The 20,535-nt window shown below is 53.6% G+C and carries 20 protein-coding genes; 16 read left to right on the top strand and 4 right to left on the bottom strand.

Translation table 11 applies throughout. The features are described from left to right. The first annotated feature begins 22 nt into the window (after positions 1-22). From Q3F21_RS07395 to Q3F21_RS07385, 3 genes are read left to right on the top strand one after another with little or no spacing between them, the layout of a single operon-like run. Positions 23-439 (top strand): MarR family winged helix-turn-helix transcriptional regulator, encoded by a 417-nt coding sequence (locus Q3F21_RS07395; protein WP_340250881.1) that lies wholly within the window; start codon positions 23-25, stop codon positions 437-439. Positions 440-459: 20 nt separating this feature from the next. Continuing rightward, positions 460-3,594: an efflux RND transporter permease subunit gene (locus Q3F21_RS07390; protein WP_340250879.1), complete on the top strand. Its 3,135-nt coding sequence runs from the start codon at positions 460-462 to the stop codon at positions 3,592-3,594. A 27-nt stretch (positions 3,595-3,621) separates the two neighbouring features. Beyond that, on the top strand, positions 3,622-4,857 hold the full coding sequence (locus tag Q3F21_RS07385; protein WP_340250877.1) for an efflux RND transporter periplasmic adaptor subunit: 1,236 nt from the start codon (positions 3,622-3,624) through the stop codon (positions 4,855-4,857). 261 nt (positions 4,858-5,118) lie between these two features. Here the strand turns inward: Q3F21_RS07385 and Q3F21_RS07380 are convergent, their stop codons facing one another. Then, a complete protein-coding gene (locus Q3F21_RS07380; RefSeq protein ID WP_340250875.1) occupies positions 5,119-5,490 on the bottom strand; it encodes a winged helix-turn-helix transcriptional regulator in 372 nt (123 codons plus the stop codon). A gap of 202 nt (positions 5,491-5,692) precedes the next feature. Here Q3F21_RS07380 and Q3F21_RS07375 point away from each other — a divergent pair, with 202 nt between their 5' ends. After that, entirely contained in the window at positions 5,693-6,901 is a 1,209-nt protein-coding gene (locus Q3F21_RS07375) for an MFS transporter (protein WP_340250873.1), read from the top strand. Between the two features lie 22 nt (positions 6,902-6,923). Further along, positions 6,924-7,766, top strand: coding sequence for an aldo/keto reductase (locus Q3F21_RS07370; protein ID WP_340250871.1), 843 nt, complete (start codon positions 6,924-6,926; stop codon positions 7,764-7,766). A 44-nt stretch (positions 7,767-7,810) separates the two neighbouring features. Here Q3F21_RS07370 and Q3F21_RS07365 read toward each other — a convergent pair whose 3' ends face one another. The 3 genes from Q3F21_RS07365 to Q3F21_RS07355 form a co-directional block, all read right to left on the bottom strand. Further along, positions 7,811-9,040, bottom strand: coding sequence for a chromate efflux transporter (locus Q3F21_RS07365; protein ID WP_340250869.1), 1,230 nt, complete (start codon positions 9,038-9,040; stop codon positions 7,811-7,813). A gap of 111 nt (positions 9,041-9,151) precedes the next feature. Next, positions 9,152-10,375 (bottom strand): Bcr/CflA family efflux MFS transporter, encoded by a 1,224-nt coding sequence (locus Q3F21_RS07360; RefSeq protein ID WP_340251006.1) that lies wholly within the window; start codon positions 10,373-10,375, stop codon positions 9,152-9,154. A gap of 17 nt (positions 10,376-10,392) precedes the next feature. Continuing rightward, positions 10,393-10,872 (bottom strand): MarR family winged helix-turn-helix transcriptional regulator, encoded by a 480-nt coding sequence (locus Q3F21_RS07355; protein WP_340250868.1) that lies wholly within the window; start codon positions 10,870-10,872, stop codon positions 10,393-10,395. A gap of 380 nt (positions 10,873-11,252) precedes the next feature. Here Q3F21_RS07355 and Q3F21_RS07350 point away from each other — a divergent pair, with 380 nt between their 5' ends. From Q3F21_RS07350 to Q3F21_RS07305, 11 genes are all read left to right on the top strand, one after another. Then, positions 11,253-12,146 carry a LysR family transcriptional regulator gene (locus Q3F21_RS07350; RefSeq protein WP_340250867.1) on the top strand — a complete coding sequence of 298 codons (894 nt, stop codon included), beginning with the start codon at positions 11,253-11,255 and terminating at the stop codon, positions 12,144-12,146. A 157-nt stretch (positions 12,147-12,303) separates the two neighbouring features. Beyond that, positions 12,304-13,332: an LLM class flavin-dependent oxidoreductase gene (locus tag Q3F21_RS07345; RefSeq protein ID WP_340250866.1), complete on the top strand. Its 1,029-nt coding sequence runs from the start codon at positions 12,304-12,306 to the stop codon at positions 13,330-13,332. 45 nt (positions 13,333-13,377) lie between these two features. Continuing rightward, entirely contained in the window at positions 13,378-14,199 is an 822-nt protein-coding gene (locus tag Q3F21_RS07340; RefSeq protein WP_340250865.1) for an amino acid ABC transporter substrate-binding protein, read from the top strand. A 32-nt stretch (positions 14,200-14,231) separates the two neighbouring features. Further along, positions 14,232-14,933 (top strand): ABC transporter permease subunit, encoded by a 702-nt coding sequence (locus Q3F21_RS07335; RefSeq protein WP_340250863.1) that lies wholly within the window; start codon positions 14,232-14,234, stop codon positions 14,931-14,933. A 26-nt stretch (positions 14,934-14,959) separates the two neighbouring features. Next, positions 14,960-15,670, top strand: coding sequence for an ABC transporter permease subunit (locus Q3F21_RS07330; protein ID WP_340250861.1), 711 nt, complete (start codon positions 14,960-14,962; stop codon positions 15,668-15,670). Further along, positions 15,667-16,419: an amino acid ABC transporter ATP-binding protein gene (locus tag Q3F21_RS07325; protein ID WP_340250859.1), complete on the top strand. Its 753-nt coding sequence runs from the start codon at positions 15,667-15,669 to the stop codon at positions 16,417-16,419. Before Q3F21_RS07330 ends, Q3F21_RS07325 begins: the two co-directional genes overlap by 4 nt. A 20-nt stretch (positions 16,420-16,439) precedes the next feature. Beyond that, on the top strand, positions 16,440-16,814 hold the full coding sequence (locus Q3F21_RS07320) for a GNAT family N-acetyltransferase (RefSeq protein ID WP_425341225.1): 375 nt from the start codon (positions 16,440-16,442) through the stop codon (positions 16,812-16,814). Continuing rightward, positions 16,807-16,944 carry a hypothetical protein gene (locus tag Q3F21_RS27415; protein WP_425341224.1) on the top strand — a complete coding sequence of 46 codons (138 nt, stop codon included), beginning with the start codon at positions 16,807-16,809 and terminating at the stop codon, positions 16,942-16,944. The genes Q3F21_RS07320 and Q3F21_RS27415 overlap by 8 nt, the downstream gene beginning before the upstream one ends. Then, positions 16,941-18,173, top strand: coding sequence for an amidohydrolase (locus tag Q3F21_RS07315; RefSeq protein ID WP_425341223.1), 1,233 nt, complete (start codon positions 16,941-16,943; stop codon positions 18,171-18,173). Before Q3F21_RS27415 ends, Q3F21_RS07315 begins: the two co-directional genes overlap by 4 nt. A 159-nt stretch (positions 18,174-18,332) precedes the next feature. Continuing rightward, entirely contained in the window at positions 18,333-19,709 is a 1,377-nt protein-coding gene (locus Q3F21_RS07310; RefSeq protein WP_340250857.1) for an NtaA/DmoA family FMN-dependent monooxygenase, read from the top strand. A gap of 229 nt (positions 19,710-19,938) precedes the next feature. Further along, positions 19,939-20,430, top strand: a complete 492-nt coding sequence (locus Q3F21_RS07305; RefSeq protein WP_340250855.1) for a DinB family protein — start codon at positions 19,939-19,941, stop codon at positions 20,428-20,430. Positions 20,431-20,535 lie beyond the last annotated feature (105 nt).

Genomic DNA, 20,535 nt, shown 5'->3' with positions numbered 1-20,535 from the left:
GTTTGATTAAGGGAGGCTAGGAATGAAGGAACTGATTCAGTTGGCAAAGCTGCTGCGAGAAGCAAATGCCGTATTTTCTTCCATTTCAGGAAAAGAACTGGATATGCATGACCTGACGTGGCAACAGGTTCTCATTCTGGAACAAATCAAGGATGGAGCGAAAACAATCGGCGAGATCAGCAAGGCGGTCGAACTTCCGTACAGCACCACGTCAGGGCTGGTAAACCGATTGGAGCGGGAAAGCTTGGTAAAACGGATCAGGGACGGAAACGACCGACGGATTGTCTGGGTCTCGCCGACTTTGCGAATAACCAGGGGGGAAGAGGTGGAATCTGACGACGCATACGCGGGGGCACTCGAAGGAAAAACTGCTCAGATTATCTCATCACTCCATGTCCTTCATGAGATGTATACCCATAAAAAAAGAGCTACTAGTTGACTTGGAAGAGGTGAGTGGATGTGAACCTATCTGCACTTTCGATTAAGCGGCCCGTCACGATGATCATGCTGACGGTCGCGATGATTATTTTTGGATTCGTGTCACTGCCTCGTTTGGCCATTGACCTGATGCCGGAGCTGAACTTTCCGGTAGCCGTGGTCGTGACCTCTGTTGACGGAGGTTCGCCAAGCGAAGTGGAAAAGCTGGTGACCAAGCCGATTGAAAACGCGCTGGGTACGGTTGCCGACCTGGACAGCATTTCATCGGTTTCCATGCAAGGGGCTTCGCAGGTCGTTTTGTTCTTCAAATGGGGAACAGATCTGGACCAGGCGACCCTGAACATGCGTGACAAGGTGGACCAGGTACGGGGCGCATTGCCGGATTCGGCGCATGCACCCCGCGTACTTAGAATTGATCCGAACAGTCAGCCGATCCTGACCTATGCGCTGACCGGCGATCAAGATGTAAACCAGTTGAAGAAAATCGCCGAGGATGTCATCCAATCCCGTCTGGAGCGGATTGATGGCGTCGCTTCCGTAGCGATTAGCGGCGGGCAAGGCCGGGTCGTCGATGTGACGCTTGATCCGGCGAAGCTGTCTGCCTACGGATTGACGCTGGAGCAGATCCAGCAAGCGATCGGAAGCAACAATATGTCGGGTACTGCCGGTTCTGTCCGTGAGGGCGACGGCAAAATGAACATCCGGGTACAAGGCGAGTTCGCAAGCGTCGATCAAATCGCCCTGACGCCGATCCCGGTAGGCGCCGGCTCGATTCGTTTGAAAGACATTGCGACTGTGGAAGATACACTGGAATCCATTACGCAGTTGAACTACGTGAATGGCCAGCCAAGCATCGGCTTGTCCGTTACTAAAGCCTCAGGCGGCAACACGATTGAAGTGGCGGATTCCGCAAAAAAAGAAATGGAGAAGCTGAAGAAGGACCTTCCGGAGCACATCGTCATCACCAACACGATGGATACTTCGACCTATATTAAAGACTCCATTTACACCACTGCAGAGCACGCGCTCCTGGGTGGCGGTATCGGGATTATCCTGCTGTTCTTCTTCCTGGGAAGTTTCCACTCCATGCTGATTGCAACGATTGTTCTTCCTGTTTCCATTGTTGCGACCTTCCTTCTGATGTATATGACTGGACAGACAATCAACCTGATCTCCCTGTCCGGCTTGACACTTGGGTTAGGATCGCTGATTGACTTTGCGGTTGTTATTTTGGAAAATATTTTCCGTCAGCGGGAACAAGGAAAGAGCATGATGGAAGCGGCACTTTCCGGCTCCAAAGAAGTCGGAAACGCCGTAATGGCGTCCGCTTTGGCGCAAATTTGCGTATTTTTGCCGATTGCCATGACGGAAGGAATCGCTTCAGAATTGTTCGGCCCACTGGCGCTGACAGTCGTGTACTCCCATATCGCCGCATTGGTATTCTCGCTCATGCTGGTACCGATGATGAGCTCGCGCATCTTGAAAAAAGTGCCGCATCATGGTGATATGAAAGGGTACAGAGGCGTCAATCCCGTCAAGTGGTTTAACATCGGGTTCAAGAAAGTGGAAAACGGCTATCGCGGGCTTTTGAAGTGGTCGCTCGGCCACCGAAAAACGGTCCTTTTCGTAACCATCGGAAGCATGATCGGCTCTCTGATGTTGATACCAATGATCGGTGCGGATTTTATGCCGGCCATGGATGAAGGTCAAGTATCCATTTCCATTAAAATGCCGAACGGAACGGTCGTGCAAGAAACGGAAAAGGTGGCCAAACAGGTTGAAGATATCGCAACGAAAGTGCCTGAGCTGAAAACCTTGTCCACCTCTATCGGCAGCAACGGTTCGCCAATTGCGGCCAGCGCTTCCTCAAACCGGGCTTCCGTAACCTTGCTTTTGGTCGAAGTGACCGAACGGACCCGTTCGGCGAGCGACATCGCCATCGATTTGCAAAAACAGGTGGCTTCCATACCGGGGGCTGAGATCACAATAAGCTCCTCACAAGGTTTCGCGACTGGTTCGCCGATCGAGCTTAAACTCCGCGGCGATGATCTGAACGTCCTGCAGGATATCGGCGGAATCATCAAAGAGGAAGTCAAAAGTGTTCCAGGCACTGCCAATGTAGCGACAACCATGGAAGAAACGCTGCAAGAGTTCGAAGTGCTGGTGGATGCCGAGAAAGCCAGTCTGTATGGACTTACAACGGGACAGATCCTGTCCAGCGTCCGTACGTCCTTCCAGGGACAAACGGTGACCAAGTACCGTACAGGCGACGATGAGATTGATGTGAATATCAAACTTCCCGAATCTTATCAAGAAGATATCAACTACTTGAAAAACCTGCGGATTTCGGCGCCGGGTGGAGCGCAAGTCGCTCTTACATCGGTAGCGACGATTTCCAAGGTAGAGGTGCCGGTGTCGATCAATCGCGCCAACCTCTCCCGTGAGCTCAAGATTACAAGCGATCTCGCCGGACGCGATTTGAATTCGGTAATGAGAGATATTGAAGCGAAGCTGTCGAAGCTCACGCTTCCGGATGGGTATAAAGTCAATTTTGGCGGTCAATCGGAGGATATGGTGGAGTCTTTTTCCAGCCTTGGACTGGCAATCATCCTGTCGGTCGTACTCGTGTACATGGTTATGGCGGGGCAGTTTGAATCGTTCTACACGCCGTTTATCATCATGTTCTCGGTACCGCCGACGATTACCGGTGTGCTCATCGGATTGCTGGTGACAGCGACGCCGCTCAGCGTAACCGTTCTGATTGGCTACATTCTCTTGATTGGTCTTGTCGTGAACAACGCGATCGTTTTGATCGACTACGTGAACCAACTGCGTGCGAAAGGACATTCCCTGCACGACGCGATTCTGGAAGCAGGGCCGATTCGTCTTCGCCCGATCCTGATGACATCCATGACCACCATTCTTGCTATTGGACCGCTTGCTTTCGCATCAGGCTCCGGTAGTGAATCTCAAGCGCCGATGGCCATTACCGTTATTTTTGGTCTGAGCTTCTCGACGTTGATTACATTGGTGCTGGTGCCTGTTGTTACGACATTGTTCGACGACTTCGGGAAAAAGCTTCGCGACAGACGCAACCGGAGAAGAGAAAAGCGAAAACTGAAACAAAAACAAAGCGTTCCAGTGATAGAATCGTAAGTGCATGCGGGATAAGGAGGGGAAATGATGAACGTGAGAAAACAACCGATTATTTTAGCGCTATCAGCAGTATTGTTCGTAGCGGGCTGCTCCCAACCAGATGCGGCTGCTCCGACGGATACACCAGCGGAAGAAGCGGCGACTCCCGTACAGATTGACCTGGTCAAGAAAGGATTTGTGAGCAGCGAGGCAGGGATTTCCGCCAAATTGGCTCCAAGCCAGGAAGTACAGATCAGTCCCAAAGTCACCGGGAAAATTACATCCCTGCCGGTCAAGCTAGGCCAATCCGTGAAACAGGGAGAGGTTTTGTTCAAACTGGACCAGTCGGATCTGGCTGATACAGTCGCCCAACAAGAAGCTGCCTACAAGTTGGCGCTGGCCAATCTCAAGCAGTCGGGAAACAGCACCGATCAAAGCTTGGTTGAGGCGCAAAACACTTTGAAAAAAGCGGAGCAAGCACTGGCAGATGCCCAGTTGAACCAGCAGCGCATGAAGCAGCTGTTTGATCAAGGTGCCGTCTCTTCACAAATGCTTGAGCAAGCAAACACAGAGCTGACAAACGCCCAGACTGGCTATGCAACTGCCAAGAAATCGCTGGAATCGGCCAAAGAAAAAACCACAGTGCAAGTATCGGAAGCATCTGTGAATCAAGCAGCGGTGGCTCTGCAAAGCGCGCGAGAGCAACTGGCCAACGCGGTCGTGACCGCGCCGATCAGCGGATTCGTCTCCAGCGTGAACGGAGCAGTCGGCCAGTTGGCATCGCCTTCGGCTCCCGTTGTCGTCATTGTCAACACAAACCCGCTGTTAGTCAAAGCGAACCTTTCTGAACAAGACGTTACGAAAATAAAAGTGGGGACAGCAGTGAAGATTCACATCCCGATCCTCTCGAAAGAGGTGGATGCAAAAGTAACGGCTGTCAGTCCGGTGATGGATTCGCAGCTGAAGGCATACCCGATCGAAATTTCCATTCCGAACCCTTCCAACGAGCTGAAGGCGGACATGGTCGTGAACGTCACCTTTGCCGGTCAAACAACGGGGCAGGAGGAGCAGCTTGTCATTCCGCGCAAAGCAGTGTTTGAACGAGAAGGCAAGAAATTCGTATACCGCATTGAGGATAGCGTCGCGAAGCAGGTGGAAGTCACATCGGGTGAAGAAACGAGCGACGAGATCGTGATCTTGTCCGGTTTGGCCGACGGAGATCAGGTAGTTGTCAAAGGACAAACGCTTTTACAAGACGGAAAAAAAGTCTCGATTATTAAGTAGTAGAACATTTCGGGGTAAGAAGACTCGGTCGAACACCCCGAATGGATGGGCAAGACGGGAAAGAGTTGTGCATCGCAGCCAAAAACTGCGGCACAGCTCTTTTTTTATGGGTCATTTGAACCTTGGGGAATTGCAGAAAACTCGAATCGGGGGCGACCGAATGGAATTGGCCCGGAACATCGTTGGTTTAAGCTATGCTCTGCGAAAGAAAGGCGCTCGACCGGTTCAACCGGCTTGACAGAGAAGAAGTGGCTGCGACGATCACTTCCGTTTATCGTTTAATACGCTCTCCTCCAAGACGGCAAATTTATCGCCGTACACCTTTGTAATATGCTTTTCCCCCCATGCACAGAGCGAGTCCAGTATCCCTTTCAAGCTCCACCCATACTCGCTAAGCTCGTATTCTACCTTGGGCGGAACTTGATTGTAAACAATCCGGTTGATGACGCCGTCCTCCTCCAGCTCGCGCAATTGCTGCGTCAACATCTTTTGGGTAATCGAGGGCATGAGACGTTTCAACTCGCTCGTCCGCTTTCTGCCGTAAGTCAAATGGCAGAGGATTACGCATTTCCATTTTCCTCCGATGACTTCGAGTGTCGCTTCGACGGCAATGTTGTACTTCTTCTTCTGCATGTTCTTCCTCCTGGGAAAACAGGCACCTAAAAGTGCCTATCATACTTTTAAGTGCCTATGGTACAAAAAAGTGCGTTCTTTCCTTCTTAACGCCTATCACACATAATAGCATTTGCCGGCGGAATATCACTATACTTTTTCATTTCAATTGTTATGTATCAAATAGGGCCCTAGAAAAAACTGGGATAGGAGGGGAGAGGCCATGCCTGTAGATAAAAAGCGAACTACGCTGGCGCTGCTGGCCTTGGCAGTAAGCGCATTCGCTATCGGAACAACAGAATTTATCAGCGTTGGATTGCTGCCGCTGATCGCAGAGGATTTGCACATTTCGGTCACGACTGCTGGACTCACGGTCTCGCTCTATGCGCTGGGAGTCACGATCGGGGCCCCCATCCTGACGTCGCTTGCATCCAGCATGAGACGCAAAACGCTATTGCTTTGGATTATGATCCTTTTCATTGTGGGCAACATCATCGCGGCCAGTGCGACAAACGTTGGCGTTCTGCTCGTTGCCCGGGTGTTGTCGGCTTTTTCGCACGGCGTATTCATGTCAATTGGTTCAACGATCGCCGCCAATTTGGTGTCCGAGGATCGCAGAGCAAGCGCGATCTCGATGATGTTTACGGGCCTCACAGTAGCGACCGTAACGGGGGTGCCCATCGGTACGTTTATCGGGCAGCAGCTCGGATGGAGATTCGCGTTTGCAGCGATTATTGCCGTCGGTGTCGCCGCTCTTATTGCCAACAGTATCCTGGTACCATCCCATTTGCCAAAAGGAAGGCGCACCAGTTTCCGTGATCAGCTCAAACTGGTTACTAACGGACGGTTGCTGCTCGTTTTCGCGATAACCGCCTTGGGCTACGGAGGGACGTTCGTTGTCTTCACTTATTTGTCTCCGTTGCTTCAAGATATTACAGGCTTTCAAAAAGAAACGGTCGCTGCCATATTGCTTGTGTACGGGATCGCCATAGCCATCGGCAACGTAATTGGCGGCAAGGCAGCGAATCGAAAGCCTATTGTGGCATTGTTCTACATGTTTATCGTGCAAGCGGCGGTGCTGTTTCTATTGGCATTCACAGCCCCGTCAAAGACCGCTGGCTTAATCACGATTATTCTCATGGGATTGTTCGCCTTTATGAATGTGCCTGGCTTGCAAGTATATGTCGTCATGCTCGCTGAGCGTTTCGTCCCCAGTGCGGTGGATGTCGCCTCCGCTATCAATATCGCAGCCTTTAATGCGGGTATCGCCATCGGCTCTTACTTGGGAGGTTTGATCACCGATTCGATCGGTCTGATTCACACTTCGTGGATCGGCGGCTTGATGGTGCTGGGTGCCGTCATCCTGTCAGGCTGGAGTCGGGCATTGGAAGCAATGGATCAAAAAACGCAGCGGCAATCGTCAATCGGATAAACATTCAAGGAGGACATTAATCATGGCAAAACATTTGCAGGATACAACTATTTTCCATAATGGAGTAAAAATGCCCTGGCTGGGACTGGGCGTGTTTAAGGTACAGGAAGGGCCTGAACTGGTGAACGCGGTAAAAGCTGCGCTCGCGCAAGGATACCGGAGCGTAGATACAGCAGCTATTTATGATAATGAAGCAGGCGTAGGACAAGGTATCCGCGAAGGATTGACAAAAGCGGGCATTGCAAGAGAGGAGTTGTTTGTCACCTCAAAGGTATGGAATGCCGATCTGGGATATGAATCGACGATCGCCGCCTATGAGGCAAGCCTAGGCAAGCTTGGTTTGGAATATCTCGATTTATACCTGATTCACTGGCCGGTGGCCGGGAAATACAAAGAGGCTTGGAGAGCCCTGGAGACGCTCTATAAAAAAGGGCGCGTCAGAGCGATCGGCGTCAGCAATTTTCACATTCACCACCTCGAAGACTTGATGAAGGACGCGGAGATTATACCGATGGTAAATCAGGTCGAGTACCATCCGCGCTTGACGCAAAAAGATCTCCAGGCGTTCTGTGTCAAGCACGGCATTCAGCTAGAAGCATGGTCTCCGCTCATGCAGGGGCAGCTATTAGACGATCAGGTCCTAAAGGAGATCGCAGCCAAACACGGCAAATCCGTCGCCCAGGTCGTTTTACGCTGGGACCTGCAAAACGGCGTGGTCACCATCCCGAAATCGACAAAAGAGCAGCGAATCGCCGAAAACGCCGAGGTATTTGATTTTGAACTGACAAAAGAAGAGACGGAACGAATCGACAGCATGAATGAGAATCTCAGAGTAGGTCCGGATCCGGATCACTTTGACTTTTAATAGCGGAAGCCCTCTTGTTGTATATCGCAAGAGGGCTCCTCGATTTAGGGGAGAGCGAGCATCCATCCGCCCATGGCGCCAGCAATCACCACAATCCACGGAGGGGTCTTCCAGAAGACGAGCAGGCAGAACAAGATTCCTGCCAGTGCAAAATCAGCGGGGGATAGAATCGAGCTCGTCCAGATCGGATGATAGAGAGCGGCAATCAGGATTCCCACTACTGCCGCATTGATTGCCCGCAAAGCTCCTTGTACGCGCGGATTGTTGCGCAGCGTATGCCAAAACGGCAAAGTACCGATGACGAGCAAAAATGCCGGGAGAAAGATAGCGACGGTGGCGCCGATGGCTCCTGTCCATCCTCCGATGATGGTCCCCAGGTAGGCGGCAAATGTGAAAAGCGGGCCGGGCACTGCTTGCGCGGCACCGTATCCGGCAAGAAACTGTTCCTTGGACAGATAGCCTGCACGCACCAGTTCTCCATCCAGCAGTGGCAAGACGACATGGCCGCCTCCAAACACTAACGAACCCGCCCGGTAAAAATGGTCAAACAGGCTGATCCACGAAAGCCCGTCGATCCGGCCGAGGATCGGCATGAACACAAGCAGAGCGAAAAACAGCGTCAAACAGACGAGTCCTACTGTTCGGCTGATCGGTACGCGCAGCTCGGATTCAGGGGAGGGGTCGCTGCTCTTCCACATGGAAAAACCAAGCGTTCCCGCCAGAAGGATAACGAGCACCTGGCTCGCGGCAGTTGGCCACACCAGACAAAGCGCCATGGATATTACCGCGATTGTCGCGCGAATCCGGTCGGGAGCGAGCTTTTGTCCCATCGAAAGAACGGCTTGCGCAACAACGGCGACAGCCACGAGCTTTAACCCGTGAATCCAGCCCGCATCGAGGGCAGTGGTGGCGCCCAGAAATGCAGCAAAAAGCGAGAGGAAGAGCACAGAGGGCAGTGTAAACCCAAGCCAGGCTGCCACTCCTCCCCAAATGCCGCCCCGCAGCACTCCGATCCCGATCCCTACCTGACTGCTAGCGGGTCCGGGAAGAAACTGGCAAAGGGCGACCAAGTCCGCATAAACGCGATCATCGAGCCATTTGCGCCGGCGGACGTATTCGTCCTGAAAATAACCGAGGTGTGCGACAGGGCCACCAAAAGCGGTAAGGCCCAGCTTGGCGGCGACCAGAAAAATTTCTTTCACAGATCTCCACTGATTTTGAGCTGTTTGTCGCTCTTTTGGAAGCGTAGGCCTCAAACGGTTCCCGCCTTTCATGACATGACGACCAATGATTTCGATTGACCATTTCGTCTTTATTATAACAGCCAAAAGGGACCTTGCCTCTACCTGAATCAGTCAAGCATGAGGAAAGGTCCCTTTTGAAATTCAACCCGCAGCCGTCTCTTTGCGTCTGATCATCAAAAGGTAGCACAGGATCGCGCCGATCTCTGCAAGGGCGATGACGACACCCATTGGAACGGCTGTATCGCTGCCGCCAATCCCGACGAGAGGGGCGACGATGCCACCGGAAACAAAGGAGAGCAGTCCGATCAGTGCAGAAGCGCTGCCCGCGGCTTTCGCCTGATTTTGCATGGCCAGCGAAAACGAAGTCGTACTGACGATCCCTACGCTGGACACGACGAGGAACAAAGGCAGCAGAACAGCCGCAAGTCCCGCACCGATGAGGATCATTGCAAGCAGCGAGATTCCACCGAACGCGGCGATGCCAAGACCGACGATCAAAAGCTTCCTTTCACTGACGCGTCCGGCGAGCTTGCCGGTAATTTGGCCCGCGATAATGATCCCGAGACCGTTGATGGCAAAAAACAAGCTGAACATTTGAGGCGAAGCGCCGTAAATGTTTTGGATCACAAAGGGCGAGCCGGAAATGTAGGCAAACATGGCCGCGGAAACCAGTCCGGAAGACAGCGCGTATCCCATAAAAATCCGGTCTGTCAGCAGGCCGCGAAAGGTGGAGAGCGTCTGTGCAAAGCCGCCTGGTGCGCGGCGGTCTGCCGGGAGCGTCTCGGGAAGCTTCATCAGGACCGCGATCAGCATCAGGACCCCGATTAGCGCGAGCACGATGAATACCCCTCGCCATGAGGTGACCTCCAGGAGCTGGCCGCCGAAAATCGGGGCCAGAATCGGGGCGGCACCGTTCACGAGCATCAGCAGCGAGGAGAATTTCGTCATTTCTGTACCCGAGTACATGTCGCGAACCATCGCACGGGCGATGACGATTCCGGCGGCACCGGCGACTCCCTGAATGAACCGCAGAGCCACGAATCCCCAGATCGATGGCATGAGAGCACACAGCAGCGAGGTCAGGATATAGACGATGAGTCCGATCAAAAGCGGTTTGCGTCTTCCCTGGACATCGCTGAGCGGTCCGGCCAAAAGTTGTCCGGCAGAGAGGCCGAGCAGACAGGATGTCAAGCTTAATTGGACCGAGGAGGTGCTCGTTTGCAGCTCTTCGCCGATTTTTGGCAGCGAAGGCAGGTACATATCGAGAGACAACGGTCCGAATGCCGTCAAAGAGCCGAGCACGAGAACCATCATCAGTCGGCGGGAGCGGACCGTCTCCCCTGTTGAACGGTTGTACGAAATCATTGGATCATTCACAAGTATTATTCAAACCTTTCTTTGCAAATTTCAGCCGAAGCATGACGCGACGACTGCAGTTCCTCCAAATCTGTGTGCATTTGCAGCAGCAGTCGCCGGAACAGTACCTTTTCTTCCGGAGTAAAATGGGCGAAGCATGTTTCTTCAATCTCGCGCAGCGCTTCCCTGACAGCCTTCTCGGCGCGGCGTCCTTTTTCTGTGAGAAAAACTCTGGACACCCGTTGATCCTGCGGGTCATTTCTTCTCTCGACCAGTCCTGTTTTCACCATCCGGTTGATCATGACCGTCATCGTGGCCGGCTTGATAGTCAGCTTGCGGGCCAGCTCCTGCTGAATCTGGCCGTCCGACTCAGCCAGTCGGATCAATAGCGGCGGCTGGCCAGGGTAGACGTCGTAGGCTTGAATCAAAAGGTCCACATTGTGGCGGTAGAGCTTCATCACATGACCCATCAAGTGGGTGAGGGCAGAGGAGTAGTCAAAACCCATGAAGATCTCCCTTCGTTTAGCCGACTAATGAAATTGAGTGTAAGGCTTCGCCATTTTTTTGTCAATGGCTAAACAGGCTGCGGCGAGCGCATGACTCTCCCGGCAAATGCAGGGTTGCCGCGCAGGAAGTGCGGGAACGAGATGCGGAACTGAACATGTACAGCGGAAGATGTTATTTGGCGGCATTGACAAACACACAGGAACTTCGTAAAATAATACAAATTATTCCGATAAGATAAGTGAATATAACTAATTTGTCGACTAGACCACTAGAGACAGGAATCCTGACAGGGCATTTCTGTCTCTTTCTGTTTGGAGCCAGGGGAACCATCAAGGCAGAACAAAGCCTGCAGGAAACAATCGCGTGAGGAGAGGTGCCGATGAACATCGAGAATCTGGAAGCTTTTGTTTACGTGATCCACTTCAACAGCTTTAACAAAGCAGCCGATGCCTTGTTTTTGTCGCAGCCATCCATCACGGCCCGGATTCAATCGCTGGAGCGGGAACTGGATACCAGGCTGTTTCATCGGGAGGGGAGGAATTTCACCCTTACGGAAAAGGGGAGGCAGTTTCTTCCGTACGCCCAGCAGATTTTGCAATCCTTTCAAAAAGGCAAACAACAGCTCCAGTCTAACAATTCCGAGATGAAGGAAATTCGCATCGGTTGCACCGCGTCCGTATCCCATTATATGATCCCGGAAATTTTTCCTGTCTTGAGAAAAAAATACCCCGAGCTCAAGATCAAGCTGGTGACAGGTCCCTCTGAAGCGATCCTGCAAAAGGTGACGGAAAACGAAATCGATCTGGGGCTGGTACGAAACCTTACTCATCCACGCGTCGACTCGGTGCCGTTTTATGAGGATCCGATCCGCCTTTTTGTTCACCCGGGCCATCCGTTATGGGAGAAGGATTCTGTCTCGATGGAAGAAGCAGGCAATCACTCGCTGGTCTTTTTCGAGTGCGGCTCGCTTGATTGGATCAAGCTGCATCGCTTGTTTGAAGCCTTGTCCCGGCTTCCTGCCATTGACCTGTACATCGACAATATAGAGTCAGCCAAAAAGTGCATCTGCAAGGGGCTGGGAATTGGATTTTTGCCTGAGCTATGCGCGAGGAGGGAGGTGCGGGAGAAGCGTCTTTATCCGATCGAGATACCGGCACTTGCATCGCTGACCCTGCGAACCAATCTGATCGCCCGCAAAGGAGAGGGCAACGAGATTTGGAATACGCTTCTGACGCTCAGAAAAGAGATCGATTGGAAAAGCGCAGTCGATTGATTACATGAAACTTCTCTATTGATGGATAGAAAAAGCTGATTACCCAGCCGATTGACTGCATCAAGAGGCGATGGTACATTTTTTTACAACAAATACCGATTAAACAAATCGGAATAGTGAATATTGATTAAAGCTTGCCCACAGGGAGGGAGCAACCATGAGCATTCGAGTAAGTATTTTGGATCAAAGCCCGATCGGCAAGGGGGAATCTGCGGAGGATGCGTTTCGCCATACGATCGCATTGGCCCAGACAGCGGACGAACTCGGCTACCACCGCTTCTGGGTGTCGGAGCACCACAATTCGGACGAAGTCGTCGGCTCTTCGCCCGAGGTTCTCCTGGCCTATTTGGCCGCCAAGACAAGGCGCATCCGGCTCGGTTCCGGCGGAGTCATGCTTCAGCATTACAGCCCCTACAAGGTGGCTGAAAACTTTCAGGTGCTGGCCTCGCTGGCTCCGGGGAGAATCGATCTGGGCATCGGGCGGGCGCCGGGAGGGCTCCCTTTATCCACGAGGGCCTTGCAGCAAGAGGACGGGACACCCAAGCCGCTGGAGCAAAAGCTCGCGGAATTGGACGCTTACCTTTCCAACAGGATTGAAAAGGGGCATCCACTGGATGGCTTGCGTGCAACACCGCTCCCGCGAGAACCGGCTGCGATCTACCTGCTCGGAACGAGCGTCTCCAGTGCCGAACTGGCCGCACAGGCAGGCTTGCCTTATGTGTTTGCCCAGTTTATCAACGGCGATGAGCCGGCTGCCCGAGATGCCTTTGCGCTATACCGGAATCGCTTCAGGGCAAGGTACGCCGATGATTCGGTGAAAAGCGAGGCCATTCTCGCGCTGGCTGTGATCGTGGCCGCGACCGATCAGGAGGCCAGGGAATGGGCGGCCGAGTACAAGAACGTCAAAATCCGCCTCGAAAGCGGCAGAGTTTTGACTGTGAACAGTATCGAGGCAGCGGAAGCATTTGGCGAACAATCCAGGGAAAAGTACACGATCGAGGTAAAAGAGGCAAACATCATAGCCGGATCAAGAGATACCGTACGCCAAAAGCTGCTGGAGCTTCAGCGAGCCTATCTTGTCGATGAACTCATCATCACCGTCCCGCTGAAGGACTTCCAAAGGCGTCTCGGCACATTTGTCCAGGTAAAGGAAGCGTTCGCGGACGAGTCGGTACCGAGCCGTTAGGGGAGACACCATTTTTTTTCAGAAATTTGGATGGAGGGTTGCGTGATGAAAAAATCAGCGCTGCTATCTGCATGGATCAGTACGTTATTGCTCGTATCAGGATGCTCTGCCGGCACGGTTACCCAAGGGGCGGGCGGCAGTCTGGCGAGCGCGGCTTCCGGCGTCAAAACGGTTGTGGTCGGCACGGGCACCTCATTTCCCAACATCTGCTTTATTGATGAAAACGGAAAGCTGACCGGCTATGACGTCGAACTGATCAAAGAGATCGACAAACGGCTGCCGGACTACCAATTTGAACTGAAGACGTTTGAATTCAAAAATCTCCTGCTCAGCCTGGAGACGAACAAGATCGACCTGATCGCTCACCAAATGGAAGTAAACGAAGAGAGGCAGGCCAAGTTTTTGTTCAACGATGAGGCGTACAACATTTTTCCAAGCAAGGTCGTCGTGCGCCAGGACAACGACCAGATACGCTCCATCGAGGATTTGAACGGCAAAAAGCTGATCGTCACGGCGACGAGCAACGCCGCGGTGCTAGCCGAGAAGTGGAACAAAGAACACGGCAACCCGATCGACATCGTCTACACCGGAGCTGGCGAGGATGCCACCAGCCAGATCAAGTCGGGGCGAGCCGATGCGACCATCAGTACTCAATTTGCGATCGATTTTCTCAACAAATCTGTCGATGCCCAGCTGAAAACGGTAGGGGAGCCGCTGTCGAACTCAAAGGTCTACTACATCCTGAGAAAAGACGAGACAGAGCTGAAACAGCGAATCGACGAGGCCTTGCGGGAAATCAAGGCAGACGGCACGCTGGCAATGCTGAGTACAGAATGGCTTGGCGGTGACTACACGGTTGAACAGTAAAAGGAATTACGTTGCGAGGGGGGCAGGAGCAGATGGGCAAAGTGTTTGATGCGGCATTGATCGTTGAGTTTCTCCCCAAACTGCTGGCGTATTTGCCGGTGACGATGTTCATTTTGGCCGCATCCCTCTTCTTTGGCGGATGGCTGGCGCTTTTGATCGCGTTGCCCCGGTTGTACCATGTGCCGATACTTAGCCAGCTTGCCGCCGTTTACGTTTCCTTTATCAGAGGTACGCCGGTGTTGATCCAGCTGTTTCTCGTCTTTTACGGACTGCCTGCCTTTCTGCAGCTGTTTCACCTGGATGTCTCGCGGGCCCATCCCTTGTTTTTCGTCATCGCGACGTATTCCTTGAGCAGCGCGGCCTTTTTCTCGGAGACGATCCGGGCTGCAGTAGGCAGCGTGGACCGGGGACAGCTGGAAGCGGCGTATGCGGCGGGATTGACGGGGAGGCAGGCGTTCGTGCGAATCGTACTGCCGCAAGCAGCGGTGATCGCCTTTCCGAACGCAGCGAATTCGGTGATCGGATTTCTCAAGGACACGTCGCTGGCATTCAGCGTTGGCGTCATGGATATGATGGGGCGGGGACAGACGCTCGTCTCGGCGACAGCGCATGCGCTGGAAGTGTATATCGGTCTGGCGATCATTTATTATCTCGTCGTGATCGTACTGGAAAAAGGGTTTGCCCTGGCGGAAAAAAGGCTCCAGAGGCATGAACGAACATGGGCGAGCGCTTGAGTCGGCTTGCGGAAAGGACGGAACGGATGACCATAGACATTTCCTTTATCGTTACCTGCTTCTTCGAAATTCTCGCGGCCTTGCCGCTCACGATGGTCATAACGGTCATTCCGCTGATCATCGGATTTTGGATCGGCGCGGTCACCGCGCTGATTCGCCTCTACAAGGTGCGGATACTCCATCGGCTTGCCGATTTTTACGTCTCCTTTCTGCGGGGCACGCCTGTTGTGCTGCACGTGCTGATCATCTACTTTGCGCTGCCGCTCTTGATCGCCAGGCTGTCCGAGCGTTTCGGGTGGGGCATCGACACCGCATCGATTCCGATCCTGGTTTTTGTCCTGGCCGCCTTTTCGCTGACGGCAGGCGCCTATATGTCGGAAATCATCCGCTCCGGTATTTTGTCGGTCAACCAAGGCCAGCTGGAAGCGGCTTACGCGGTCGGCATGAGCACTCCCCAGGCGCTCTGGAGAATCGTCTTGCCGCAAGCGATCGGGGTGATTTTGCCGAATCTGTGCAATCTGTTTATCGGGTTTTTGCACACGTCCACATTTGCCTTTACGGTTTCGCAAATGGAGCTGCTCGGCAAGGCGAACGTCGTCGCTTCGGTCAATCTGAAGTTTCTGGAGGCATTCATCGCGGCAGCGCTGATTTACTGGGCTATGACCATTATCGCCGAGAGGATTACCGCTTTTCTGGAAAAGCGCATCACCGCCTACAATCGGGGAGGTATCGCATGATTCAGCTGAAAAATATCCGCAAGTCGTTCGGAAGCCACGAGGTGCTGAAGGGCATCGATCTGACGGTGAACAAGGGAGACGTCGTCGTCATCCTCGGCCCCAGCGGTTCGGGGAAGACAACGCTTTTGCGCTGCGTCAATTTTTTGGAAAGACCGTCGGATGGTCAGGTGACGATCAACGACTTTACCGTCGATTGCAAGCAGCCGATGAAGCAGAGCATCCTGAAGCTTCGCAGAAAAACGGCGATGGTGTTTCAGCATTACAACCTGTTCAGGCACAAGACGGCCTTGGAAAATGTGATGGAGGGCCTCGTCGTCGCGCAAAAGCTTCCGCGAGAGCAAGCAAAGCAAAAAAGCCTCGACGTCCTGGAAAAGGTGGGCCTGTCCGACAAGATCCACCACTACCCAAGCCAGCTCTCCGGCGGGCAGCAGCAGCGCGTAGGAATCGCCCGGGCCCTGGCCTTGAATCCGGAGGTGATCCTGTTAGACGAGCCGACGTCGGCGCTGGACCCCGAGCTGGTGGGCGAGGTTTTGTCGGTCATCAAAAAAATCGCGCGGGAAGGAGTGACCATGATCGTCGTCACCCATGAGATGGGATTTGCCAGAGAGGTGGCCAACCATATCGTGTTCATGGACGGCGGAGTCATCGTCGAGGAAGGCCCGCCCGACGAAATTTTCACAAATCCGCAGGAAGAGCGAACCAAGCAGTTTGTAAAGCGGATCACGCCGGAGTGGAGCTACGTGATCTGAAACGTATGGGAGGTGTGGCCATGAGCGATTTGTTCCGTCTGGCGACAAAAAAAGATGCGGAAGCGCTGCTTGAGCTGATCAGCAGAGCGTATCAGACGATCAGGGATTTGGAGATCGAGTTTACCGCTGTCCATGCCGATTTGCCGATGATCCTGGAAAACTTGTCCGAGCATACGTGCTTTGTACATGAGCGGGAGGGGAAACTGCTTGCGGCGATTTCCCTTCGTTCCTTGGTAGAGGTGACGGAATACCCTTTTTTGTATTGGTTTGCAGTTGACCCTGATTACCAAAACCAGGGCATCGGCAGAAGAGACGGTTGTAAGAGATACCCTGCATGCCCCTTGCGCAACGCTGGCGACATCGAGAAAGCACCCGTGGCTCCTTTCGATGTATGAACGGAACGGCTACATTCCCTTCTATGAACGCGATCTGGGCCATGACGACAAGCTTGTGTTTTTGCAAAAGCAGCTCATCCGTCGTACGGCTGTCGCAAGCAAGCAAAACAGTGAGGAGGTTTCCCTTTGACCATTTCAGCAAAAGCTTTGCTTCGGGAAGCAGAAGAAATGCAAAGCAAGCTCGTAGAGATCAGGAGAGAGCTGCACAGCTACCCGGAGCTTTCATGGGAAGAGCACCGGACGACGAGGAAGATTCGAGACTTTCTCGCGGAGGCCGGGATCGGCATATTGCCGCTGGAGCTTCCGGTAGGCGTGCTGGCCGAGGTAGTGGGCGCGGAGCCGGGACCCGCCATCGCGCTGCGGGCGGATATTGACGCCCTGCCGATTCGGGAGGAGACTGGTCTTTCTTACGCTTCCGTGATCGAGGGAAGGATGCACGCATGCGGCCACGATTTTCACGCCTCGGCGATTCTGGGAGCCGCCCTGCTGCTGCAAAAACACACCGCCCTGCTGCGGGGACGCGTTCGCCTGCTGTTCCAACCGGCAGAGGAGAAGGGAACAGGCGCAAGTGCAATGATGAAAGCGGGAGCGCTGAAGGACGTAAAAGCGATTTTCGGGATGCACAATAAACCGGACTTGCCGGTCGGCACGGTCGGACTGAAAGCCGGACCTTTGATGGCGAGCGTGGACGGCTTCAAGATCACCGTGTCCGGAAAAGGAGGCCACGCCGCAGTGCCCGATGCGGCGATCGATCCGATCGTGGCAGCGAGCGCGATCGTCGGAGGCCTGCAGACGGCGGTAAGCCGCAGCATCAGTCCATTCGACAGCGCGGTTGTCAGCGTCTGCCAATTTCACGCGGGCACGTCGTGGAACGTCATCCCCGACACAGCGACTTTGGACGGGACGGTTCGCACCTTTCATCCGCAAGTAAGGAAAAAAACACCAGAGCTATTAGAGCGGATCGCTAGCGGGATCGCTGCTGGCCATGGAGCCCTGGCAAAGCTGGAATGGTTTGCTGGCATTCCGTGCGTGGATAATCACCCGGCGGCGACAGAGGTGTTGCGGAACGCCGCGGAGGCGTTGCAGCTGAGCATTGTGGAGGCGAAGCCTTCCGCAGGCGGCGAGGACTTTGCCCATTACCAGCAGGTCGTGCCAGGCAGCTTCGCCTGGATAGGAACAGGCGGGACGGAAGAATGGCATCATCCTAAGTTTACTGTTGACGAAGACGCCCTTGTGCCGAGTGCGGCATTGTTTGCGCTGGCAGCCATCTACGCGCTGGAAAAGTGGGGAGCGGAGAGAGAGCAGGAGATCGGATTGGCAGGGGGAAAGGGAATACCCCCACATTTGACTGGCGTGTAGGGAGCTTGTCAGCGGCAAGCAGTCATTGCGTTAGCAGTTGCTGACTGAATTCGGGAGTGTGTCGATGATACAAGCGGACGATTAAAACCGATTATTCCTATGCGATTAATGAAAAAGCGAATTTCCCAAAGCTTGATCAAAAAGAGGGAGGAACAGACAATGGCTCAGAAAAGACAGTTGAAGCTCGGCACCATGCTGCACGGACCGGGCGGGCATGTGGCGGCGTGGAGGCATCCGGATGCGGTCGCGGATGCCAGCGTAAACCTCGGTTTTTACAAACGGCTGGTGAAAAAAGCCGAGGATGGCAAATTCGACCTCGTCTTCGTAGCGGATGGATTGTACATCACAGAAAAGTCCCATCCCCATTTTTTGAACCGATTCGAGCCGATTACCCTGCTCGCCGCGCTGGCAGGATTCAGCACCCATATCGGCCTGGTCGGAACGCTTTCCACCTCTTACAGCGAGCCCTTTACCGTGGCCAGACAGTTTGCCTCCATCGACCTGATCAGCGACGGGCGGGCAGGATGGAATGCGGTCACTTCTCCCCTGGAAGGCTCCGCCCTGAACTACAGCAAGTCAGAGCACCCGCCGCATGAGCTTCGCTACCGGATCGCCCAGGAGTTTTTGCAAGTGACGAAGGGACTGTGGGATTCGTGGGAGGACGACGCGTTTGCGCGGGACAAGGAAACGGGTCTGTTTTTCCACCCGGAAAAAATGCATCGGCTCAATCACAAGGGAGAGTTTTTCTCCGTTCAGGGACCGCTCAATATCGGCAGGTCCAGGCAGGGGCAGCCCGTCATTTTCCAGGCAGGCTCGTCCGAAGCGGGCAAGGAGCTGGCCGCGAAGGAAGCCGACGCCGTTTTTACCAATCACGACACGATTGAGGCGGCCAAAAGCTTTTATCGGGACGTAAAGGCGAGAGCTGCTCGGTACGGCAGAGCCCCCGAAGACATTCTCATCTTTCCCGGGATCGCTCCGATTATCGGGCAAACAAAAGAGGAGGCGGAACGAAAATACGAGCAGATTGCCAGCCTGGTCAGGATTGAAGATGCTCTCAACTATTTGGGCAGATTTTTCGACCACTTCGATTTTTCACAGTTTCCGCTCGACGAGCCGCTTCCCGATCTGGGCGATTTGGGCAGCGAAGGCTTTAAAAGCACGACGGACTGGATCAAGCGACTGGCCAGAGAGGAAAATCTTACGCTTCGCCAGCTTGCGCTTCGCGTGACCACCCCGCGGATGGGCTTCATCGGAACGCCTGTGCAGGTAGCCGATGAGATCCAGGAATGGTTCGAGGCAGGAGCCGCAGACGGCTTCATGATCGGCAGCGCGGTCGTGCCAGTCGGGCTCGATGACTTTGTCGATCTGGTCTTGCCCATCCTGCAGGAGCGAGGCTTGTTCCGGACCGAGTACGAGCATGATACATTGCGGGGAAATCTCGGAATACCCGTACCGCGCAACCGATACCGTGCCGAAGCGGGAACGGCTTCCGAAACCGGCCGGGAGACGGTACTGCAGGCAGGCAAGCACTCGTAAAGCTCGATCAAAACCAGTTTTGGACGGAGGCTGCGGAAGGTTCTTTTTGCAAAGTGTTTCAAAACAGCCAGCAAACTCGGGCAGTGGAGGTACGGCAAAGGATATACGGGATACGGGTCCTGAAGGGCATAACCGCCGACAGCTCCCCGACCGCTTTCAGATTTTTGTATGAAGACGACGGATAACGTTTTCCGGAAGGATTTCATGCTTATTTAGAGGAGGAGGCAATGTGAGTCGCACAGCAATTGATACACAGCAATACCTCAATTTATATGACCAATTAACTCAGGCGGTTGATGGGTTGACCGAAGAAGCGCTTGCGTGGAAGGAGTCACCGGAAAAATGGAGCATCACCGAAGTGTTGTCGCACCTGACAGACCACAATCTGGTCGTTTCTTTCCGAATCAGGGAGATTCTCTCCGGCTCGACAGCGCAGCTGCCTCGTTTTTCACAAGACGCGTGGGTGAGCGAAACGAAGGCGAATGCGGGGACGGTAACGGATATTCTCACCGTGTATCAAGCATTGCTCGCATATAACAGCGAGCTTTTCCGCAGGCTCTCCGCGGAAGATTGGCAGAAAAGCGGAATTCAATTTAACGGCAAAGCTGTCAGATTGGCAGATGTGGTCGAGGCGTTTATCAACCATGTTCAAGTGCACCTGGCGCAAATTGACCGGATCAAGCAGGCATTTCAAGAGTTGCATGAAGAGCCGGTGGAGTAGGCTATCTGGTAGATGGAACTTTGGTTTAAGGGGTCCCGCCAACATTTTAACGAAAATATACGCTAAGGACTGTTCAATTGTTAAAAAGCCGGGTTTTCCTACTCT

Source organism: Brevibacillus borstelensis (genome assembly GCF_037834415.1).
Taxonomy (GTDB): domain Bacteria; phylum Bacillota; class Bacilli; order Brevibacillales; family Brevibacillaceae; genus Brevibacillus; species Brevibacillus borstelensis_A.
Note: the sequence above shows the minus strand (reverse complement) of the source record. Positions and strands in the feature narration are given on the sequence as shown.